The 15,507-nt window shown below is 45.5% G+C and carries 17 protein-coding genes; 1 reads left to right on the top strand and 16 read right to left on the bottom strand.

Annotation, left to right across the window (positions count from 1 at the left end):
* Window positions 1-10: 10 nt before the first annotated feature.
* The gene (locus HMPREF1212_RS11450) at window positions 11-796 is read right to left on the bottom strand and encodes a DUF4099 domain-containing protein (RefSeq protein WP_198286886.1); all 786 of its coding nucleotides are present in this window, start codon (window positions 794-796) and stop codon (window positions 11-13) included.
* An 82-nt stretch (window positions 797-878) separates the two neighbouring features.
* On the opposite strand from HMPREF1212_RS11450, the gene HMPREF1212_RS11455 reads away from it, so the two are divergent.
* The gene (locus HMPREF1212_RS11455; RefSeq protein WP_046149439.1) at window positions 879-1,487 is read left to right on the top strand and encodes a glucosaminidase domain-containing protein; all 609 of its coding nucleotides are present in this window, start codon (window positions 879-881) and stop codon (window positions 1,485-1,487) included.
* Here the strand turns inward: HMPREF1212_RS11455 and HMPREF1212_RS11460 are convergent, their stop codons facing one another.
* The 15 genes from HMPREF1212_RS11460 to HMPREF1212_RS11530 all read right to left on the bottom strand — a co-directional run bounded on the left by HMPREF1212_RS11460 (window position 1,488) and on the right by HMPREF1212_RS11530 (window position 15,506).
* Window positions 1,488-2,168 carry a TraX family protein gene (locus tag HMPREF1212_RS11460; RefSeq protein ID WP_046149440.1) on the bottom strand — a complete coding sequence of 227 codons (681 nt, stop codon included), beginning with the start codon at window positions 2,166-2,168 and terminating at the stop codon, window positions 1,488-1,490. It lies immediately after the preceding gene.
* Window positions 2,169-2,170: 2 nt separating this feature from the next.
* Window positions 2,171-4,480, bottom strand: coding sequence for a type IV secretory system conjugative DNA transfer family protein (locus tag HMPREF1212_RS11465; protein WP_046149441.1), 2,310 nt, complete (start codon window positions 4,478-4,480; stop codon window positions 2,171-2,173).
* A 29-nt stretch (window positions 4,481-4,509) separates the two neighbouring features.
* On the bottom strand, window positions 4,510-4,983 hold the full coding sequence (locus tag HMPREF1212_RS11470) for a hypothetical protein (protein WP_046149442.1): 474 nt from the start codon (window positions 4,981-4,983) through the stop codon (window positions 4,510-4,512).
* Window positions 4,984-4,986: 3 nt separating this feature from the next.
* Complete coding sequence (gene traN, locus HMPREF1212_RS11475) at window positions 4,987-5,859, bottom strand: conjugative transposon protein TraN (RefSeq protein WP_046149443.1); 873 nt, start codon at window positions 5,857-5,859, stop codon at window positions 4,987-4,989.
* 36 nt (window positions 5,860-5,895) lie between these two features.
* Window positions 5,896-7,083 (bottom strand): conjugative transposon protein TraM, encoded by a 1,188-nt coding sequence (locus tag HMPREF1212_RS11480; protein ID WP_046149444.1) that lies wholly within the window; start codon window positions 7,081-7,083, stop codon window positions 5,896-5,898.
* Window positions 7,080-7,571: a hypothetical protein gene (locus HMPREF1212_RS27315; RefSeq protein ID WP_046149445.1), complete on the bottom strand. Its 492-nt coding sequence runs from the start codon at window positions 7,569-7,571 to the stop codon at window positions 7,080-7,082. Before HMPREF1212_RS27315 ends, HMPREF1212_RS11480 begins: the two co-directional genes overlap by 4 nt.
* 22 nt (window positions 7,572-7,593) lie before the next feature.
* Complete coding sequence (gene traK, locus HMPREF1212_RS11490; protein ID WP_046149446.1) at window positions 7,594-8,190, bottom strand: conjugative transposon protein TraK; 597 nt, start codon at window positions 8,188-8,190, stop codon at window positions 7,594-7,596.
* 18 nt (window positions 8,191-8,208) lie between these two features.
* Window positions 8,209-9,336, bottom strand: a complete 1,128-nt coding sequence (locus tag HMPREF1212_RS11495; protein ID WP_046149447.1) for a membrane protein — start codon at window positions 9,334-9,336, stop codon at window positions 8,209-8,211.
* Window positions 9,337-9,368: 32 nt separating this feature from the next.
* Window positions 9,369-10,055 (bottom strand): DUF5045 domain-containing protein, encoded by a 687-nt coding sequence (locus HMPREF1212_RS11500; RefSeq protein WP_046149448.1) that lies wholly within the window; start codon window positions 10,053-10,055, stop codon window positions 9,369-9,371.
* Window positions 10,045-10,737: a hypothetical protein gene (locus tag HMPREF1212_RS11505; RefSeq protein WP_046149449.1), complete on the bottom strand. Its 693-nt coding sequence runs from the start codon at window positions 10,735-10,737 to the stop codon at window positions 10,045-10,047. The genes HMPREF1212_RS11500 and HMPREF1212_RS11505 overlap by 11 nt, the downstream gene beginning before the upstream one ends.
* A gap of 18 nt (window positions 10,738-10,755) precedes the next feature.
* Window positions 10,756-11,496 (bottom strand): hypothetical protein, encoded by a 741-nt coding sequence (locus tag HMPREF1212_RS11510; protein WP_046149450.1) that lies wholly within the window; start codon window positions 11,494-11,496, stop codon window positions 10,756-10,758.
* Window positions 11,490-14,324 carry a TraG family conjugative transposon ATPase gene (locus tag HMPREF1212_RS11515; RefSeq protein WP_046149451.1) on the bottom strand — a complete coding sequence of 945 codons (2,835 nt, stop codon included), beginning with the start codon at window positions 14,322-14,324 and terminating at the stop codon, window positions 11,490-11,492. Before HMPREF1212_RS11515 ends, HMPREF1212_RS11510 begins: the two co-directional genes overlap by 7 nt.
* An 11-nt stretch (window positions 14,325-14,335) precedes the next feature.
* Complete coding sequence (locus HMPREF1212_RS11520; protein ID WP_046149452.1) at window positions 14,336-14,626, bottom strand: DUF4133 domain-containing protein; 291 nt, start codon at window positions 14,624-14,626, stop codon at window positions 14,336-14,338.
* Between the two features lie 20 nt (window positions 14,627-14,646).
* Entirely contained in the window at window positions 14,647-15,003 is a 357-nt protein-coding gene (locus tag HMPREF1212_RS11525; RefSeq protein ID WP_046149453.1) for a DUF4134 domain-containing protein, read from the bottom strand.
* 86 nt (window positions 15,004-15,089) lie between these two features.
* The gene (locus HMPREF1212_RS11530) at window positions 15,090-15,506 is read right to left on the bottom strand and encodes a hypothetical protein (protein WP_046149454.1); all 417 of its coding nucleotides are present in this window, start codon (window positions 15,504-15,506) and stop codon (window positions 15,090-15,092) included.
* Window position 15,507: the final 1 nt, after the last annotated feature.

Raw genomic sequence — 15,507 nt, forward strand, 5'->3', positions numbered from 1 at the left:
CTGTAAAGGGTTAAAGTTTGAGAGATTGAGATTTCGATTCTTTCTGAGTGGATGACAGTCTCAAGGCTCGTTCTTGGGATTGCTTATCGACTACCTGCTGGTATTCCCATCGGTTCTTGTCCGTCATCACCAGGCCCAAGTATTCTGGGTGGAGGTCATCGTAGCGCAGTTTCTGCTGTCTGTCCCATTCCTTCATATCGCCCTGAATCACTTTGAATCCTTGCGGCTCTTTGAGGTCTATACCTACAGCCACCTTCTCGCCACCTACATTCAGTTCTACGGGCTTACCCTCACGAACCTGCTGCTTCTGTTGCATTCCCAACTCAATGTCGTTGACCTTCTCCATGTCCTTGAGTTGTTGCTCCAGTTTGATGTCCGTCACACGGCGATGGATAACCGACTTCGTTTCAGGGTCGAGTTGAAGGTATTGTTGTGTCTTCTCCCCATTCACATCCACCGCCTTCTGAATCACTTCCCCTTTCGTTAAACGCTCCGCTTCTTGCTCAGTGAGACGAAGCGCCTGATTGCGTTCCACTTCGAGGGCTGCACGGACGGGATAAGCCATCAGTGCCGGCGCGCCATTTTGGTCTGTAGTCAGCTGGAGTTTGAGGGGGATGGTGATTACGTCACCATTTTGGGCACTTATCGACACCTGCATAAGTGGTGTGACTTCACCAGCGACTAGCTTTTCCTTTACCTCAATGGGTAAACTATCAGCCTTTTCGCGGTCAATGCCCAATACTGCCAATTTCTCATAAGGCAGCATTTCTGATTGATTTCTGTTGTGCATTTCCATATCCATTTATTTAGGAGTTAATTTTGCGGTCGTAACCGCTTGTCCGTCACAAAAGTATGGGCGGAAGCCTACTCCTACAGAAATGCGCAACACTATTTTGATAGCATCACTCTTGATGCTCAACGCCCAGATGGTATCGGCTCAGTTCTATACCATCACCAAGGAAGCTGCCATCGAGGCGGTTTCTTCAAAGAATGTGGCAGTACATAAGGGAGAGAAAGATTCACTAGTGCTTGAAAAAGATAAGAAGGTGATGAATGACACGATGATGCATCATAAGGTCAGAGTCCAGAAATGTGACCATAGGGCGTCCCTCAATCAAGTTAGAACCAAGGTGTCAAAGAAGAAGCCATTGAAGGGGCTACCAGAACTAACCATCCCCAATCTTTATGCGGAAATCAAGCGGTATAATATCCAACATCCGAAGGTCGTTTTGGCGCAAGCTATTCTGGAAACAGGATGGTTTACTTCACCTTTATGCCGGAATCGACACAATCTATTCGGTTTAACCAATCCTCGTTTGGGACAGTACTATGAATTTGACCATTGGACGGAAAGCGTCCGGGCTTACTATACCAAGGTGCAATACCGCTATAAGGGTGGCAACTACTTGGTATGGCTCAGAGATATTGGTTATGCGGAAGATCCAAACTATATACGGTCGGTTATTAAGGTGTTGAAGATGCTGTAATCAGCGAACAAACCAGATGAGTAGCAGATGTACAGGATAGATAGCGTAGAATCCATATTTAGCCACAGAACCTTGGATAAATCCTCTGCTCCCATCGTACATAAAGAGAACCGTGCAGGCAAGCATGGCTCCTACTATGCCGTAGTGCATCATTAAGGGGAAGGAAAATACTAGCTGAAGCACCCGACTAAAGGGTGAATGAGAAGCACCTTTACTCTTCAAAATAAAGAAGATAGCCATCATTAGCATACCTCTCCAATCATAATCTACCCCTAAGTAATAAGCAAGGTAAGCCATCACAAGCACTACCGAAATACTCAATGTTCGGTTACTCTTGATTAGCTTATCCAAGAATATCAGAGTAGTTACACCCAAAGCTAACGTGAACAATACATTATGTGTCCCATCGTTCCCATTGAGTAATAACCAAGGAACTTCGCTTACTACGGCAAAACCCAGTAACGTGTGAAGATAATGCATTCGGTTCCTCGTATGCAGAAATCCTTCCACGGCCAAAAAGGCAAAAACAGGAAAGGCGATACGGCCCAAACACCGCATCACCTCATACTGCCTCGTGTCTGACGTCATTAAGAAGTAGGCGCAATGGTCTATCACCATAGAGATTACGGCGATGGTCTTCAATGTGCTACCATTTAATGTTGGTAGTTTGAAAGTACTCATAATCAGCCAATACCCAATAATTCCTTGACAATATTTTCTACTTCTTGATTTACCCGCTTGAAATTGCGATTGAGCAAGACCTCCTTCTCTCGATCGTTCTTGAACTCATAGATTTTGGGAAGAGGAACATAGTGATTCTCTTCGTCCTTAATCTGCTTCATGTCGAAATGAGTTTTACAGAAGTACTTCGTCGTCTTGAACTCTTCAGACTGCTCAATGTCAAAGCGGTCGAGCATACTGTCATCGGTAGCGGTGAAGTCACGGGCAGTTTGACCGGCCAACCAGCCGGTGGCCATGTCGGCAATTTTGGAGGCTGGCACCAAGTAGTCCATCTTCTCTGCGATGGTGGTCGATACCTTTTGGTCGTTGATGGAGATAGAACGGGAAGTCTGCTTGGCTTTACCAAAAACATCATTCTGCGCCCATTCCAGTGTTTCCTTGTTACGGGCTGCACCCATGAAGATGTTGCCACAGGTCGTGATAATCTTTTGCATGCCCACCTTGCCATAATCGGCCTCCAGCTGAGGAAGTTCCTGAAAGCCCAAGGTCACGGCCACCTTATTGGAACGTGCCGTACCAATCAAGCGGTCTATCTTATGGAAGTAGAGCGTAGGCAACTCATCTACGATGATGCTCACTGGAATGTTCCCTTTCGAGTTGACTCGTGTAATCAGACGGTTAAGCACCAACGCATTGAGTGAACCAATTACTTGCTCCTTCTCGGGGTCATTGGCAATGACCAAGTAGCTGGGATTGTTGCGGTCTGAAATTTTCAAATCGAAATCATCCCCGGTAAACACCCAATAAGCCTCTGGAGATACCAATCGGGCTGCATTCACACGAAGTGTACCCACCATACCTTCCAACTGATCGTTTGCTTTGTTCTCGTAAGCACTCTTGAATGGAGCCATCAGTGATGATATTTTGTCGTCTTGCATCAGGATATTGAACACCTGATCATAAGGTCTGCCCAAGAAAGAAAGTACATGAGGCATATCTGAATATTCACCCGTAATGGTATCGGGTTCCACCTCTTGACCATTCTCATCCTCATACCAGCATCGATCAATCTTGACTTCTTGGCCGTTACGGTCTTTGTAACGATAGCCATTCAAATCCACAAACATACGGTCTTCATCGGTAGAGACATCATTTCCATGCTCATCCACAAAGTCCAGAATCACGTAACCGTCCTTGTCGATGGCATTGAAGTCATCCCAATTACGAATCACAATTTCCAGTTTTTGTCCATTTACTGAAACAAACCGTTTCAGTTTCTTGCCGTTCCGGAAACCCACAGGATGGAAATTGACAAAGAAGTAGATGATGGCTGCCAAGAAATTCTCTGCTGAGTTGGTGAAGAATGCCTCTGAACCTCCTTTCTTCTCCCCACCTCCCTTATTAAGGGAAGCCAATAGTGTAGCTGCTGTTTCTGAAGCTGCTGCCAAATCCGGAATGTACTTCCGCTGAATCGGGTTGATACGATTGGAGTACTCTACATCGGTAAAATTGACAATACGAAAGCCACAGTTGACAGGCAAGCGTCCAGCCTTGCGGTTCTTACAATACTGATAGAAAAGCGTCTTGGCAAGCGTTGGAAACTTAAAGTCATAGACCATAAGGGTAAACCCTTTGGCTGCATGTTGCCGAATGAACGGGTCGATGATGCCGAAGGACTTACCAGAGCCAGGCGTACCTAAGACGATCGTCGCTCTGAAGGGATTGATGATGTTGATCCACCCTTTGTGCATCTTCTGCTTCCAGTAGTAAATCATGGGGATATTCACGGAATAGTCGTTATTGACCAATACCTCAGACTGCTGAAACGACTCATTTTCGAAGTTGAAGCGGTCTTCGCCTACCTTGTAGTTGTAATACTTGGCGATGCCATCGAGGCCTTGATGCACCAGCATGGTACCCACTACGGAACAGACTGCATAGAGAATGCGATTGGCAGGGAAGCCCATCCAGCTAATGCCCATGCTCATGTTATGGAAGACAAAGCAAAGTCCCACTAAGGTCAGTCCGGCCAGTACAGGATAGACGACCATGGTCTTGAGATTGAATTTTAACGCCTTCTTAGCTTTAGTACCAATGCAGACTACACAGATACAAATCAGTTCGGTAATCTTGCAACCTGATACCGAATTGAAGACCTTGAACCGTCCCAGAAGGTCGATGATGAATTGCGTGATGCGATTATCCGCTGTCACTGGCAGATTCATCACAATCTCAATGATGAGAAAGATATAGATGCAGCTGCGGAAGTAGTTGTACATCTGCTGCTGTTCGCGAGTTTCTTCGAATGCCATAAGCAAAGTGGTTTATGTGAGTAAAGAGGTCAGAACGGTATCTTGAAACCTATCAACAAGCCATTGCGAAAGGTATCTCCATGCAGGAAGTTCACGTTATTCTTTTGGATCAAGGTGAACTCACATCCGTTTTGGAAAACATAGCTATATTCAAAGCCACCTTCCAATCCCATGAAGAACTTGTGCTGGACAGCACCGAACTGAGGGCCGAAACGGAAGCGAAGCATTCCATTCTTGTAACGAACCAGTCGATGCTTATAGACCAGTCCACCATCCCAATAGTAATCCTCCCAAAAGCGATGACAGGTAGGCGATTGCCAATGTGTACCCGCTTCTCCATACAGTTCAACTGCATTCCCATAGCTTAATGGGTATTCATAACCCACCATGGCATTTAACGTACTGGGGAACAGAAAGCCCGCATTCACAGTGAGTTTCTTATCTTGCGCAAATGTGCCCATAGCTGTAAAGGCACAAAGCATGAGTAGGATGATCTTCTTCATGGCTTAATCGGATATGTAGTAATACGGATAATAAGGAGTATGCTTCATCAGGTTGGCATCAAAGCCATCGGCATTGAGAATGTCCTCATATTCAATGGTCAGGATGATGACACGACCACTGATTTGGTTCTCGGAAATTTCCAAGCGCAATACTTTCTCTTCAGGAAAGGTGAGCTTGGGTAGCACCAGCACATTGCGATAGTTCTTCTTGAACTTCTTGACATGATTGAGCGAAAAGACCGGAGTCAGCTCGATGGTTTGTGAGTTAGTGGCCTTGGTCTCTTTCTTATCGGCCAACTTCACTCGTAATTCCTCGATGTCATAAGCAATCTTGGTTTTGTTCTGTAAAGAATAGTCAATAAAAAAGTAATCTCCGATGGAGTAGATATTGTTGACCACCGCCTTCATACCATGAGCTTTTGATACGACCTGATTGTACTTGCGTTCACTACCATAAATAGCCCAGGCATAGCGAGCCATTTCTGCCATGGGCATGGTTACTTCCGGATTGATGTAGGACTGCGTTTCACTATAGGCAACCCGATAGATGGAAGCTGCCATTTGCGGAGAGTGCGTATAGACGATGTCGTATTGAGCGATGCGTCGTTCACCAATCAAAGTTAGCGTCGCCAATAATTCGTTCTCCGCATAGGTACAGGTATGGGTTGAATCATTATCCTGAAAGGGCTTGATACGCACAATGTTATCAGCACATTGATTACCTATTACTTTAGGTGTAGAGATGTCCACCATCTTGATGTTTTCAGGCATCACGATATGGGTCGTCACTTCGCAGTTTACATAGATTTTCTCGTTGGCAACAGCAGATAGTGTGCAGAGAAAAGCGAATACGACTAAAAGAATCTTCGTGTTCATATATTCTAAATTTTAGGAGTTACAAATGGGATTGAGTTATCGGGCTTCTTCTGAGTTAATCAGATACACGATGGTGTTATACTTGATTTTGGCCTTGTTCTTTCGGATGCTGGAGGAGATAGCCGAGGAAGCGGAGTTGTACATATTTTGCAATGCTTGCAAGGCAATAGTTTCTCCGGATATTCCAGTCTCACCATTCTCAGAATCAAAGCTGATATTCTGTTGAACAGTGCTGGAACCGGCATCCTTGACAAAGTCACGGAAGGCAGACTCTGGCACATAGAAACCCTCCATACCATCGTTGTCGAAGACTGATAGCTTGACATTGATGAACTTATCGCCAATCAGAATGCTGGTAATGGTGGCACGTACCCGTTGCTGGCCAAATCCTGTTACCGTACCGTAGAGATAGGTGCCTTTCTTGAGTTTAGTACCACTCACCGTTACATCATCGAGGAGTTTGAAGCGAAGACGGGTACCTTCTCTGGCTTTGGTCGTTTGGTCAATCATCGCCCTAATCAGTTTCGCTTCTACTGCTTCTTCATCACCCGAAACGGTATGGAACTTCTCTGCATTGGTATCTTTGGACTTCATCACCAGTTTAGGCCGATTACGTTCCTTCTCTTCCTGACGTACCTTAGCAATAGAATCCGCTCGCAACTTCTTTTCCCTCTCGTCGGCATCAGCTTGACCAAAGCCTAAGCCACTTTCAATGGCCTTCTGACGTTCATAGCTACGACGCTGAATCTCTTCGAGGTCTCGGGCAAAATCATCGGTAGAGTTGGACGAGGGATTGGAATTATTATTTCCACCATAAGCATAGCTATTGATATGCTTCTTGGATTCTGCCAAAGAGCGCTCCAGTTCTTCGAGTTCCTTCTGCTGTCGGAGTCTTTCAGCTTCGGCAGCGTCTAAACGATTCAACTCCTCTTCGCTGTAACCATGCTCCAGTTCTTCTTCCTCTTTCTTATCCTCGCCAATACCACCTACGGCAGTAAAGGCATCTTCATCACCAAAGCGTCGAGACATTTCATACATTTTGTCACCAGCTTCCTCGGCATTGGCCTTGGGAAGCTCCATATTGATGCGGTCGGTTGCTACGGCTTGTTGCTCGTCGCTACTCCCGCCAAAGCTCTGCATCACAAAGTATATCAAGGCGCATAGAGGGACGAAGATGACCAGCGGAAAGATATACTTGGGCTGTTTAAAGTTGATTTTCATCATGGGGTATCGTTGTTTTTGAGTGAATTGACTATGTTCTCCAATTGCCTATAGCTTTGGATAATACGGATAGAATCCATATGCGACTTATGCGGAATGGCTATCATGGAATCCAATTTTTGCCGTAACACTTGACCCTCTAAAGCCATATTCTGCAAGGTGTGTCGATGCACATCCTTATTGGCTTGAATGGTTCGAAAGCCTTCAAACATAGGTTCCATATTGGCAATCATACTGATATTAGGCCCATTTTCTTTGTCGGCATGTAGCTGATCCAAAGCTACGGTACTCAACAACAGGAGTGATAAAGAACTTACCACAGTGGCGAAAGTTCGTTTGGGATGCTTTCTTGCCCAGCAATTGGCCAAACGGATTCGGGCGGCCAATCGGTGTCTTGTACCCAGTCGTCCCAACTTTGGTTGTAACCAACTTCGAATCTGTTCATGCGTCTTGAGCCGGTGCTCACGCAATGTCTTTCTGAATGATCTCATAAGCGTATATCCGTAATCCGTTTTAATAATCCAAATCCTTGTTTTCCAGCGTTCTCCAGTTGGTAATCATCAACCCATGTGGATTGTTTCTCGTTCTCGGCACTGTTTCGATAAAGCCTGTAGTTACCATGGAACGTTTCAAATCCGTGGTACGACGCTTGATAAGCTGTGTACCATAATAAGTAAACCTCCGCTCCTGTTCATCAAACTGGATTGAATCGCAAATGATGGTACAGACTGCTGAGGAGGAAATTATATCTGAGTAGAAACCATTCTCATCCATAGCTTGCTTTTGCTTCAAAGCCGTACCATCGGCCATATACATCGCTTTGCCTAACGTCCACTTGATGTAATCGTTATCCGGTGGCAGGTTGAAGAAGTATTGATGAAAGAGTTGGATGTGAGCCTTGGCTTCCATCGTGAAGTTGGCCTCCAACTGGGCGCGTTGGGCTAAGAAAGGGATTTCACCATCCAAGATGTAAATCTGTTTCCTTTCTTGGGTGACCAACGAGATACAACACCATACGGTAAATCCACAGATGACCACACAACCACCGATGGTGGTCAAGACTGTCATCATGGCGAGTTTGGTTTTCTGAGCTAATGATTCTATAAGCATATCTTATCAGTTTTGAGATTATTTGAACGCTGATTTGACCATGGAACCCGTACTACCGGCTACAGAACCAGCCGCACTGCCTGCCATCGCACCTGCAGTAGTAGCCATGCCCATTACGGTGGCGCCTGCTGCTGAACCTGTACCGGAACTTACACCACCGGGAATCAACCAAGAGGCAACTTCGGGCACAAAACGGATGATGTAGGCACCCACTAACATACCCATGGCATACATGCAGTTGGATCCGATGCCTTGCAAACCCAAAGCCCCGATTTGTGACCACGAATTGACGGAGCCATGCAGCAAGTGATTGTAGGCAACCATATCTTGCTGTAGGTTGTAGAGCAATATAAAGTCGATGTAGTAGAGGCACATGTAGGTGACAAAACCCCACAACGAGAGGGAAAGGTATTTCGACATCCATTGACTCCAAGCAGAGTTCCAAGGTGGAGCCAAAGACAAGGCGAACATGATGGGACAGAATATTACCATGATAGCCATGAAGATCCGCTGTGCTACCAAGATGCCATAGTAGGACATTTGAAAAATGAGTTCACCCACAAAGCGTATGACATCGTTGATCCACTCACTCATTTTGGTCTCAGCAGCAACTGCGGCGCGTTGCGCATAGTTATTGATGGTGTTACCCAGATTCTCTACATTATAGATGAGTTTGTCCCACCAAGCGGCATCCTGGCCAATGACGGCTACTTGTTGAGCGGTGGAGATAGAATCTTGCACGGCTCTTAAACGGTCCAGATACTCACTCTGCTTCTGGGCTACCTTTAGCTCGAAAGCTGCTACTTCTCGGTTCTTGGCCTTGGCCATGACATGAGTAGCGGATTCCAGTCCCTTGCCCGGGACCTGCAGGGCAGAACATATCCAAGAGGAAGAGGAAATGCAGATAGAAATGCCAATGATACGCAAGAGTTTCATCACATCCATCCCCCGACGGCCCAACATCATCATCCAACACTCATAGGAGCCTACACAAAGTGCTAGACACAGTCCCAACGCCCGAGCCATGCTGACAGCATCGCCTAGTACCGCAACATTCGGAAAGGTCTCCATGGCGACCAACAGTTTCTCCAGACTTTCATCAATGGCTGGAAGGCCGATGGTCAGTATTACAGCTAATAGATTCATGTGTATATTTTTTATAGTTTGCAATTGATTGTCTAATAATGGGTACTTGCTACAGCGCATAAACGAGCAGTTCGATCCACCAGTTTACTCATCTTCTCCTTGGCTTCTTCATACGCTTGCTGACGTTTGGCATTTTCAAGTCCGTAACCAATACCTGTCTTATGGATATAGGCGATGTCGGCACAGATGATTTCATTCTGTCGGCTGAGTTCATCGACTTGGTATTGAAGTTGGCCTTTACTCTTTGTTAGGCAATAGAGTAAGCCTTCGGTGATACAGTCCTGCATCCGATTGAACTCGCTCTTGTACGTGGAATACATGAGGTCAACTGCGCGATCAGCTTCACGTAACAACTCTTCTTTGTAGAGTTCCTCGATGTAAGCACGTTCTTCTTCGGCTTTTTTGACTTTCTGTCGTTGGGTTTCCTCGGCCATCACACGCACCGGCATGATGCGCTTGACGTTGGATTTGTGCTCCTTGAAGCGTACCCGCCAACCAGATTTGAACCCGGCCCATTTCCAATAGGTTTCTGCGCCAGAATAACTCTTATGCAGGAAGTAGTAGTACCAGTCAGGGGCAAAATCCCATGGTCCATTCTCCATTGACTTCCATTGCTTTTCTTTCTCTTCGTCATGCACCATAGCTTGTGCTTTGCCCTTGAGTGGGTAGCTAATGCTCACGATGGTAAGAAGGGCTATTATAATGTTCTTAGCTTTCATATCCTTGATTCCATTGATTGATTACACGATTGGCGATCTCATCGGTTACATCTGAATTGAGTATTTCCCAGATGTAGTCGGGCTTCCATCCACAGTTAGTCATGAGGTAGCAATAGAGATTGGCATTGTCAATGATGTATCTTGCTCGGTCGATAGCGGCTTTGAGGGTCATGACTAAGTTGAGTTTCTCATCCATGGAGGCCTTCATCAGGTTGATACCTGAAGCTGCTACCGAAGCATAGAGCTTGTAACAGTGCTTGACTTCTCGAGCAATGGCCAAATTGGCATCAGTGTAGTACCAGGCTACGAAAGGCTTCTTGGATACGTGATTAAAGGTATTTCCTGTAAAATCTTTGTACTCCTTGACTAACTGATAAAGCGAATTGGCGGTAGAAGAAACGGCTCCTGCCAAGACCAGATAGGAATGAGCATTACTGAGTTTGGTATTCAAAGTGGTGCGCACCTCATTGAACTTGTTCGCCCCTTTGGTGATTAGCGATTGCTCCCCAAAGCTAGTAGCTACCCGCTGCAAGGCTTTATCCTCATCTTTCTTGATAGCTTTATGAAGCGACATCAATGCCTCAAGGGTGGGCAAGTCATTAGGGATAGGTATGACCCCGGCAGACAAGTTGAACGGCACGATGAATATCGTAACAAGATAAAATGCGATTCGTCGTATCATAGTTTTCCTGTTTTGAGGTTAGTAATTGGAGGCTACAAGACCATTCCAGTCTTGGATAAGACCGCTCACACCGTTTCTCAGGGTCATGATATTGGCCCATCCTTCGGGATCGATGGCAAAGAACAAGTCATTGAGTGTGGCATACTGTGCCATCATCATCATGCCTTCGACCTTATAGCGTATCTCCATCAAATCGGTATAGATGCGATTGGCCAAGGATAGTCGTTCGTATCTGTCCAACAGGTTATAGCCATCGTCTTTTTGTTCAGCTGTACCTTGTCCTTTGAGGGGATTTCTGACTTTAGCATTGTTTACAATATTAACGAAGTTTCCCACCAGTTGCTGGGTCTCCATCACCAGTCCACTTAGCTCCGTCAAACAATAGAGCTTATTGGTGAACTTCGCTTTGCTCACGGTCTTGACCAATTCAGGAACATTCTGCAGAATATCAAATGCACAGGATCCAATTTCTTTGTAGTAGATACTCTCGGTACCGAAGCCCTTGATATTCTCCATCGACATCTTGTAGAGTTCTTTGATGGTGGCCATGCTCACCATATAAAGTTCTACTTTGCGCTGCTTCTCGGCTATCGAGTCCAAACGAGCATTGTGTTGGTCTTCGATGAGCTTTTGAGAAGCCATATTCGCTGACACGGCTGCCAAACTACGGCGGTCGATGACGATGCGCCATGCGGCATGTAGGTGTGTTGAAGTGACTGCCAATAGCGTCACCAGCAACAAGAAACGAAGCTTTACCATAACGACATTACTTTTTGTTGTTGATTGACTTTACGTGCAAACTCGAGATAGAAGTGATTGCCGTCTTTCTTGCGGTCTATCTCAATATGAGTGATGGCCTCCTGCATGGTGCCATAGTGTCGAAGATAAATCTTCAACGCTTCCTTCTCACTACGCTCTGTAGTATAGGCCCAGTAACATTCAGGGGCTTCTTCTACACCATAGACATCGGAGTTCTGACCTCTACATATCCAGACTTCTTTGAAGTAGCTGCGGTTCTCACGGTTGTTCAAGGCATTGATGGTGAAGATTTGCTGGCGCTGGATAGGTGTCAAGCCCAAGATGGCGGCAATATCCTCGTATCGGTCTTTGAACTTGGTTTGGTCAAGCAGGATCTTTACGTCTGAGTTATTGATGATAGCCTCCTTGACGATAGGTGAATCAATCACATCGTTGAGTTCCTGCGTTACTACACCGGCTATTCCATGGAATTTGCGAACTGTCTTGTATAGATATTTGATATACTCTGCCATGGTAGGTGAAGCAATCGCTTTCCAGGCTTCCTCAATAATGAGTGCTTTTCTACCTTTCTTGATACGCATCTTCTGAAGGAAAACGTCCATGATGATGAGCACCACAATGGGAAAGAGCACGGGATCATCCTTAATCTTGTCTATCTCAAACACGATGAATTGCTCATCGAAGAGGTTGACATCCAAATCGGAGTTCAACGTCACTTCCAACTCACCACCTCGATAGAATTGTTTGAGGATAGCCGCAAAATCACGGATATTGAACTGGATTTTCTCCAAGGTGGTGATTTGCGGAATGCGCTCCAGAGCAAACTCGTAGTAAGAGTTAAAGGACAACTCTGATACTTTCAATCGTCTCTTTTGCTCTTCCATGTGATTGATTTGCTTGTCTATCTTGATAAGCAAGGTATCGTTATACAATTCCTTTTTGTGCGAATCGATGATGCGAAGGGCACGCTCCTTTTCTGAGGCAGTAGAGGCTTCATCATGAAGCAAAGCTGTAAGTGAACAACACTGGCGGATCAATTTTAGACGGCGCACTTCAGAGGGAAGCAACAAGCTTTTTTCCTCGGCCTTTTCGCTTTTAGGTTCTTCACTGATTTGCTTATCAATGTCCTTCATCTGGTGGGCAAAGGTCTCGTAATCATCTTCCATCTTGGCAGCAACCAATAGTTTCTGACGTAATCCTTCACGCTCCTTGTCTGAGAATGCTTCAAACGGATGAAAGTAGGTTTCGTAATACTCCACAATCGTCTGGTTAATGAGCATGTCCTCTATCTTGGAAGGGAACTCGTTGCCTTTATAGATAAGGAAGATGAGTGACTTCAAGAAATTTTTCTTTTCGCCAAAGTTCAGGTCGTATTCCTCTCTAGTTACTTTGAAGGGATTCATCGAGATGGGTTTCTCCTTCGAATATGAAATGTAAGTGCCTTTGTAATAGCCACAAATACCCTCATACGAATCACCCGTATCTACCATCACCACGTCCGTTTTTTGCTCCAAAAGTTGACGAACGACCGTATTCATGTGGAAACTTTTCCCACTTCCGCTTGGTCCGATACAGAAAAAATTTGCGTTGTCAGTCATCTTTACTTTTCCTTCCTTGCCGGTGATGTCGATGCAGACTGGAAGTCCTTGACGGTCTGTGTAGTAGGTCGTCAAAGGAGTATTCTCAGATGCTTTCAAATGCTCCTTGAAGAAAAAACACAAGGCGGCATCGGACAGGGTTAGGAAGAGATCGTAATCAGGATTGAACGCATAGGCATTGCCAGGGAAGCTATCCGTAAAGAGTTCCAATTGGTTGTAAGCCGTGCGAGAAGGCAAGATGCCACACTCATACAGTTTGGTTTCCAAATAGGAAGTCACGGGCGTTACCTTCTCCGGTGGGCAACTTACCAAGATATTGAAGTTGGTATAGACCAGCTGGGTACTGTCAATCGCCAATCGGTTCAAGACCTCTTCGATGTCGGACTTAGCAATCTTGTTGCTCGGATCCGGCATCGAGCCATGACGTTTGGCCTTGGCTTGTAGCTTACGAAGAAGTTTTCGCTGATTGGGTATCTGTACCACTTGATTGAATACCACACAATCGGCATGAGGTACGCTTGTCAAGAAGGATAGTACATCGGTAGCTATGCCATAACCATTGATGCTCATCTGCGTATAGGGCTTTACCATCGTAGGAAGGTTTATCTCATCAATATCCACCAATGGGTAAGAGCGTACCACGCGGTCACCAATCTTCAAATACTCATCAGAGGCTTTGAAGTTGGTCATCGAGAAGGGCCCATGTCGGAACTGGAAAGCCATGAATCGATGGCAATACTCGTTGACTTCTACCTTGCTTAACTTACGATGCTTGATACGTTTCTCTGTCAAAATATCATCCACCTTCGATACCTTAGAATGGAAGTCTAACCAGGTTTTCGAGTCGTATTGCACAAACTGGCTGCGCACGGCTTCCTGTGTAATAATCAGGTAGGTGCGTATCTCTGTAAATTCTCTTCCCTCAAAGTACTTGAAGTAACTTTTGGTCAAGAACTCCGCATCCTTAGGTACTTCATGGTGGTAGGCTTGCTTACAGAAGATGTCCTGCTTTTGCAAAGCATAGCCCTCGCCAAGGGTTTGTACCACATTGGAGAGCACATCTTGAAAAAGCTGGTATTGCTCTGCGTCCGTACAAAGTTGCTGGACGGGATTAGTCATCTCGAAAATGACAGACGGTTCACCTTTGACAGAGAACAGAACGACATTGCCATTTGTCTCTTCCAACTGCGCATAAAGCCCATCAAAGATTCGTTTCTTGTGGCGTGCCATAGATAGAAGGATTATGTTTGACGATGAATACTTTTGTAAATAAATATTCCTTTGGCTCTCTTCTTGTTATGAAGCCCACCTCGTTGCTTAACGTAGATAGTAATGAGGCCTGCTATCGCCATCACCAGCATGGCAATAAACCCAGCGAGTTTTCCTAGTGTAATGGAGAAGACGATAAAGCCGACGAAGGAGACACCGATGGCTGCTGCCGCCAAAGTGAGGAAGCGGCCTCGAATGCCCATGAACTCTAATGGTTTTTGCAATCCCTTGAATACAGGATAGCCCTCTGGATTCATTGCCATAGCTGTATTATATGATGGTTTTACTTGAAGAAAAGCGGTAGAGCCTCTGAGAGTGCGATGAAAGCAATACAACCACCAATGGTCAACATGATGGTCTTCTTGACATCCTGATCACCATTCTGCATCTTGAAATAGACGTTGAAGGCACCGACCAATACAATCACGGCGGCAATGGCCTTCATAAGGTTGGAGACTGGAGTTTGATAGGAACTGACTTCCTGCGTAGCTTTGGTAAAGCCGGCTGCACCTTTACTGGCTGCCATCAGATTACCGACAGAGAGCGTTAGCGCTACTACTAACGTCAAGCAGAATTGGGCAAATCGCGTACTCAAGAGACGATTCCAAGCCTGTTGGAATCTTGTTTTAATCTGTTGCATTGTTTTGAAATGATTTGATGAGTGTCATCGCCAAAGGAACAGAGGTCGCTAAAGAAACGGGTATAGAGTCAGATAAGCAGAAATGCTTATCGTGCGTGCTCACAACTGAAGATAACAGCCCCTAAATCGCAGGTGCCAGTCTCGGCCATTTTGTTGACTTCATGAATGATTTCCTCTACCAAGATACCATCAGTCATAATGGCTTCTCGGTAAACGATTCGGTCTTCAATGGGTGTCTCTTGCTCAGGTTCATCATCTTCACCAGCTTCACCTTCTGAGCCACCAACTTCGTTTCCCTTTGGTTCCCTAGGCGTTTCATCACGGCTTACCTGAACAGGTTGGAAGTTCTGTGCCTCGTCAGTAATGTCTATATCCTCTTCTGCATGAAGATTGTGTTCAGCGGCCCTGGCTGCCTTTTCCTTACGGATATCCATGACGATGAGGGCTGTATAATAACACAGCATCAGGATGAAGAGAATGAATACTATTTGTCCGTACTGCATA

It is taken from the genome of Parabacteroides sp. HGS0025 (assembly GCF_000969845.1).
GTDB classification, from domain to species: domain Bacteria; phylum Bacteroidota; class Bacteroidia; order Bacteroidales; family Tannerellaceae; genus Parabacteroides; species Parabacteroides gordonii.

Excerpts from the sequence above, each read along its gene's own strand:
- HMPREF1212_RS11450 (WP_198286886.1), bottom strand. The coding sequence starts at position 796 with ATGGAAATGCACAACAGAAATCAATCAGAAATGCTGCCTTATGAGAAA.
- HMPREF1212_RS11455 (WP_046149439.1), top strand. The coding sequence starts at position 879 with ATGCGCAACACTATTTTGATAGCATCACTCTTGATGCTCAACGCCCAG.
- HMPREF1212_RS11460 (WP_046149440.1), bottom strand. The coding sequence starts at position 2,168 with ATGAGTACTTTCAAACTACCAACATTAAATGGTAGCACATTGAAGACC.
- HMPREF1212_RS11465 (WP_046149441.1), bottom strand. The coding sequence starts at position 4,480 with ATGGCATTCGAAGAAACTCGCGAACAGCAGCAGATGTACAACTACTTC.
- HMPREF1212_RS11470 (WP_046149442.1), bottom strand. The coding sequence starts at position 4,983 with ATGAAGAAGATCATCCTACTCATGCTTTGTGCCTTTACAGCTATGGGC.
- traN (WP_046149443.1), bottom strand. The coding sequence starts at position 5,859 with ATGAACACGAAGATTCTTTTAGTCGTATTCGCTTTTCTCTGCACACTA.
- HMPREF1212_RS11480 (WP_046149444.1), bottom strand. The coding sequence starts at position 7,083 with ATGATGAAAATCAACTTTAAACAGCCCAAGTATATCTTTCCGCTGGTC.
- HMPREF1212_RS27315 (WP_046149445.1), bottom strand. The coding sequence starts at position 7,571 with ATGAGATCATTCAGAAAGACATTGCGTGAGCACCGGCTCAAGACGCAT.
- traK (WP_046149446.1), bottom strand. The coding sequence starts at position 8,190 with ATGCTTATAGAATCATTAGCTCAGAAAACCAAACTCGCCATGATGACA.
- HMPREF1212_RS11495 (WP_046149447.1), bottom strand. The coding sequence starts at position 9,336 with ATGAATCTATTAGCTGTAATACTGACCATCGGCCTTCCAGCCATTGAT.
- HMPREF1212_RS11500 (WP_046149448.1), bottom strand. The coding sequence starts at position 10,055 with ATGAAAGCTAAGAACATTATAATAGCCCTTCTTACCATCGTGAGCATT.
- HMPREF1212_RS11505 (WP_046149449.1), bottom strand. The coding sequence starts at position 10,737 with ATGATACGACGAATCGCATTTTATCTTGTTACGATATTCATCGTGCCG.
- HMPREF1212_RS11510 (WP_046149450.1), bottom strand. The coding sequence starts at position 11,496 with ATGGTAAAGCTTCGTTTCTTGTTGCTGGTGACGCTATTGGCAGTCACT.
- HMPREF1212_RS11515 (WP_046149451.1), bottom strand. The coding sequence starts at position 14,324 with ATGGCACGCCACAAGAAACGAATCTTTGATGGGCTTTATGCGCAGTTG.
- HMPREF1212_RS11520 (WP_046149452.1), bottom strand. The coding sequence starts at position 14,626 with ATGGCAATGAATCCAGAGGGCTATCCTGTATTCAAGGGATTGCAAAAA.
- HMPREF1212_RS11525 (WP_046149453.1), bottom strand. The coding sequence starts at position 15,003 with ATGCAACAGATTAAAACAAGATTCCAACAGGCTTGGAATCGTCTCTTG.
- HMPREF1212_RS11530 (WP_046149454.1), bottom strand. The coding sequence starts at position 15,506 with ATGCAGTACGGACAAATAGTATTCATTCTCTTCATCCTGATGCTGTGT.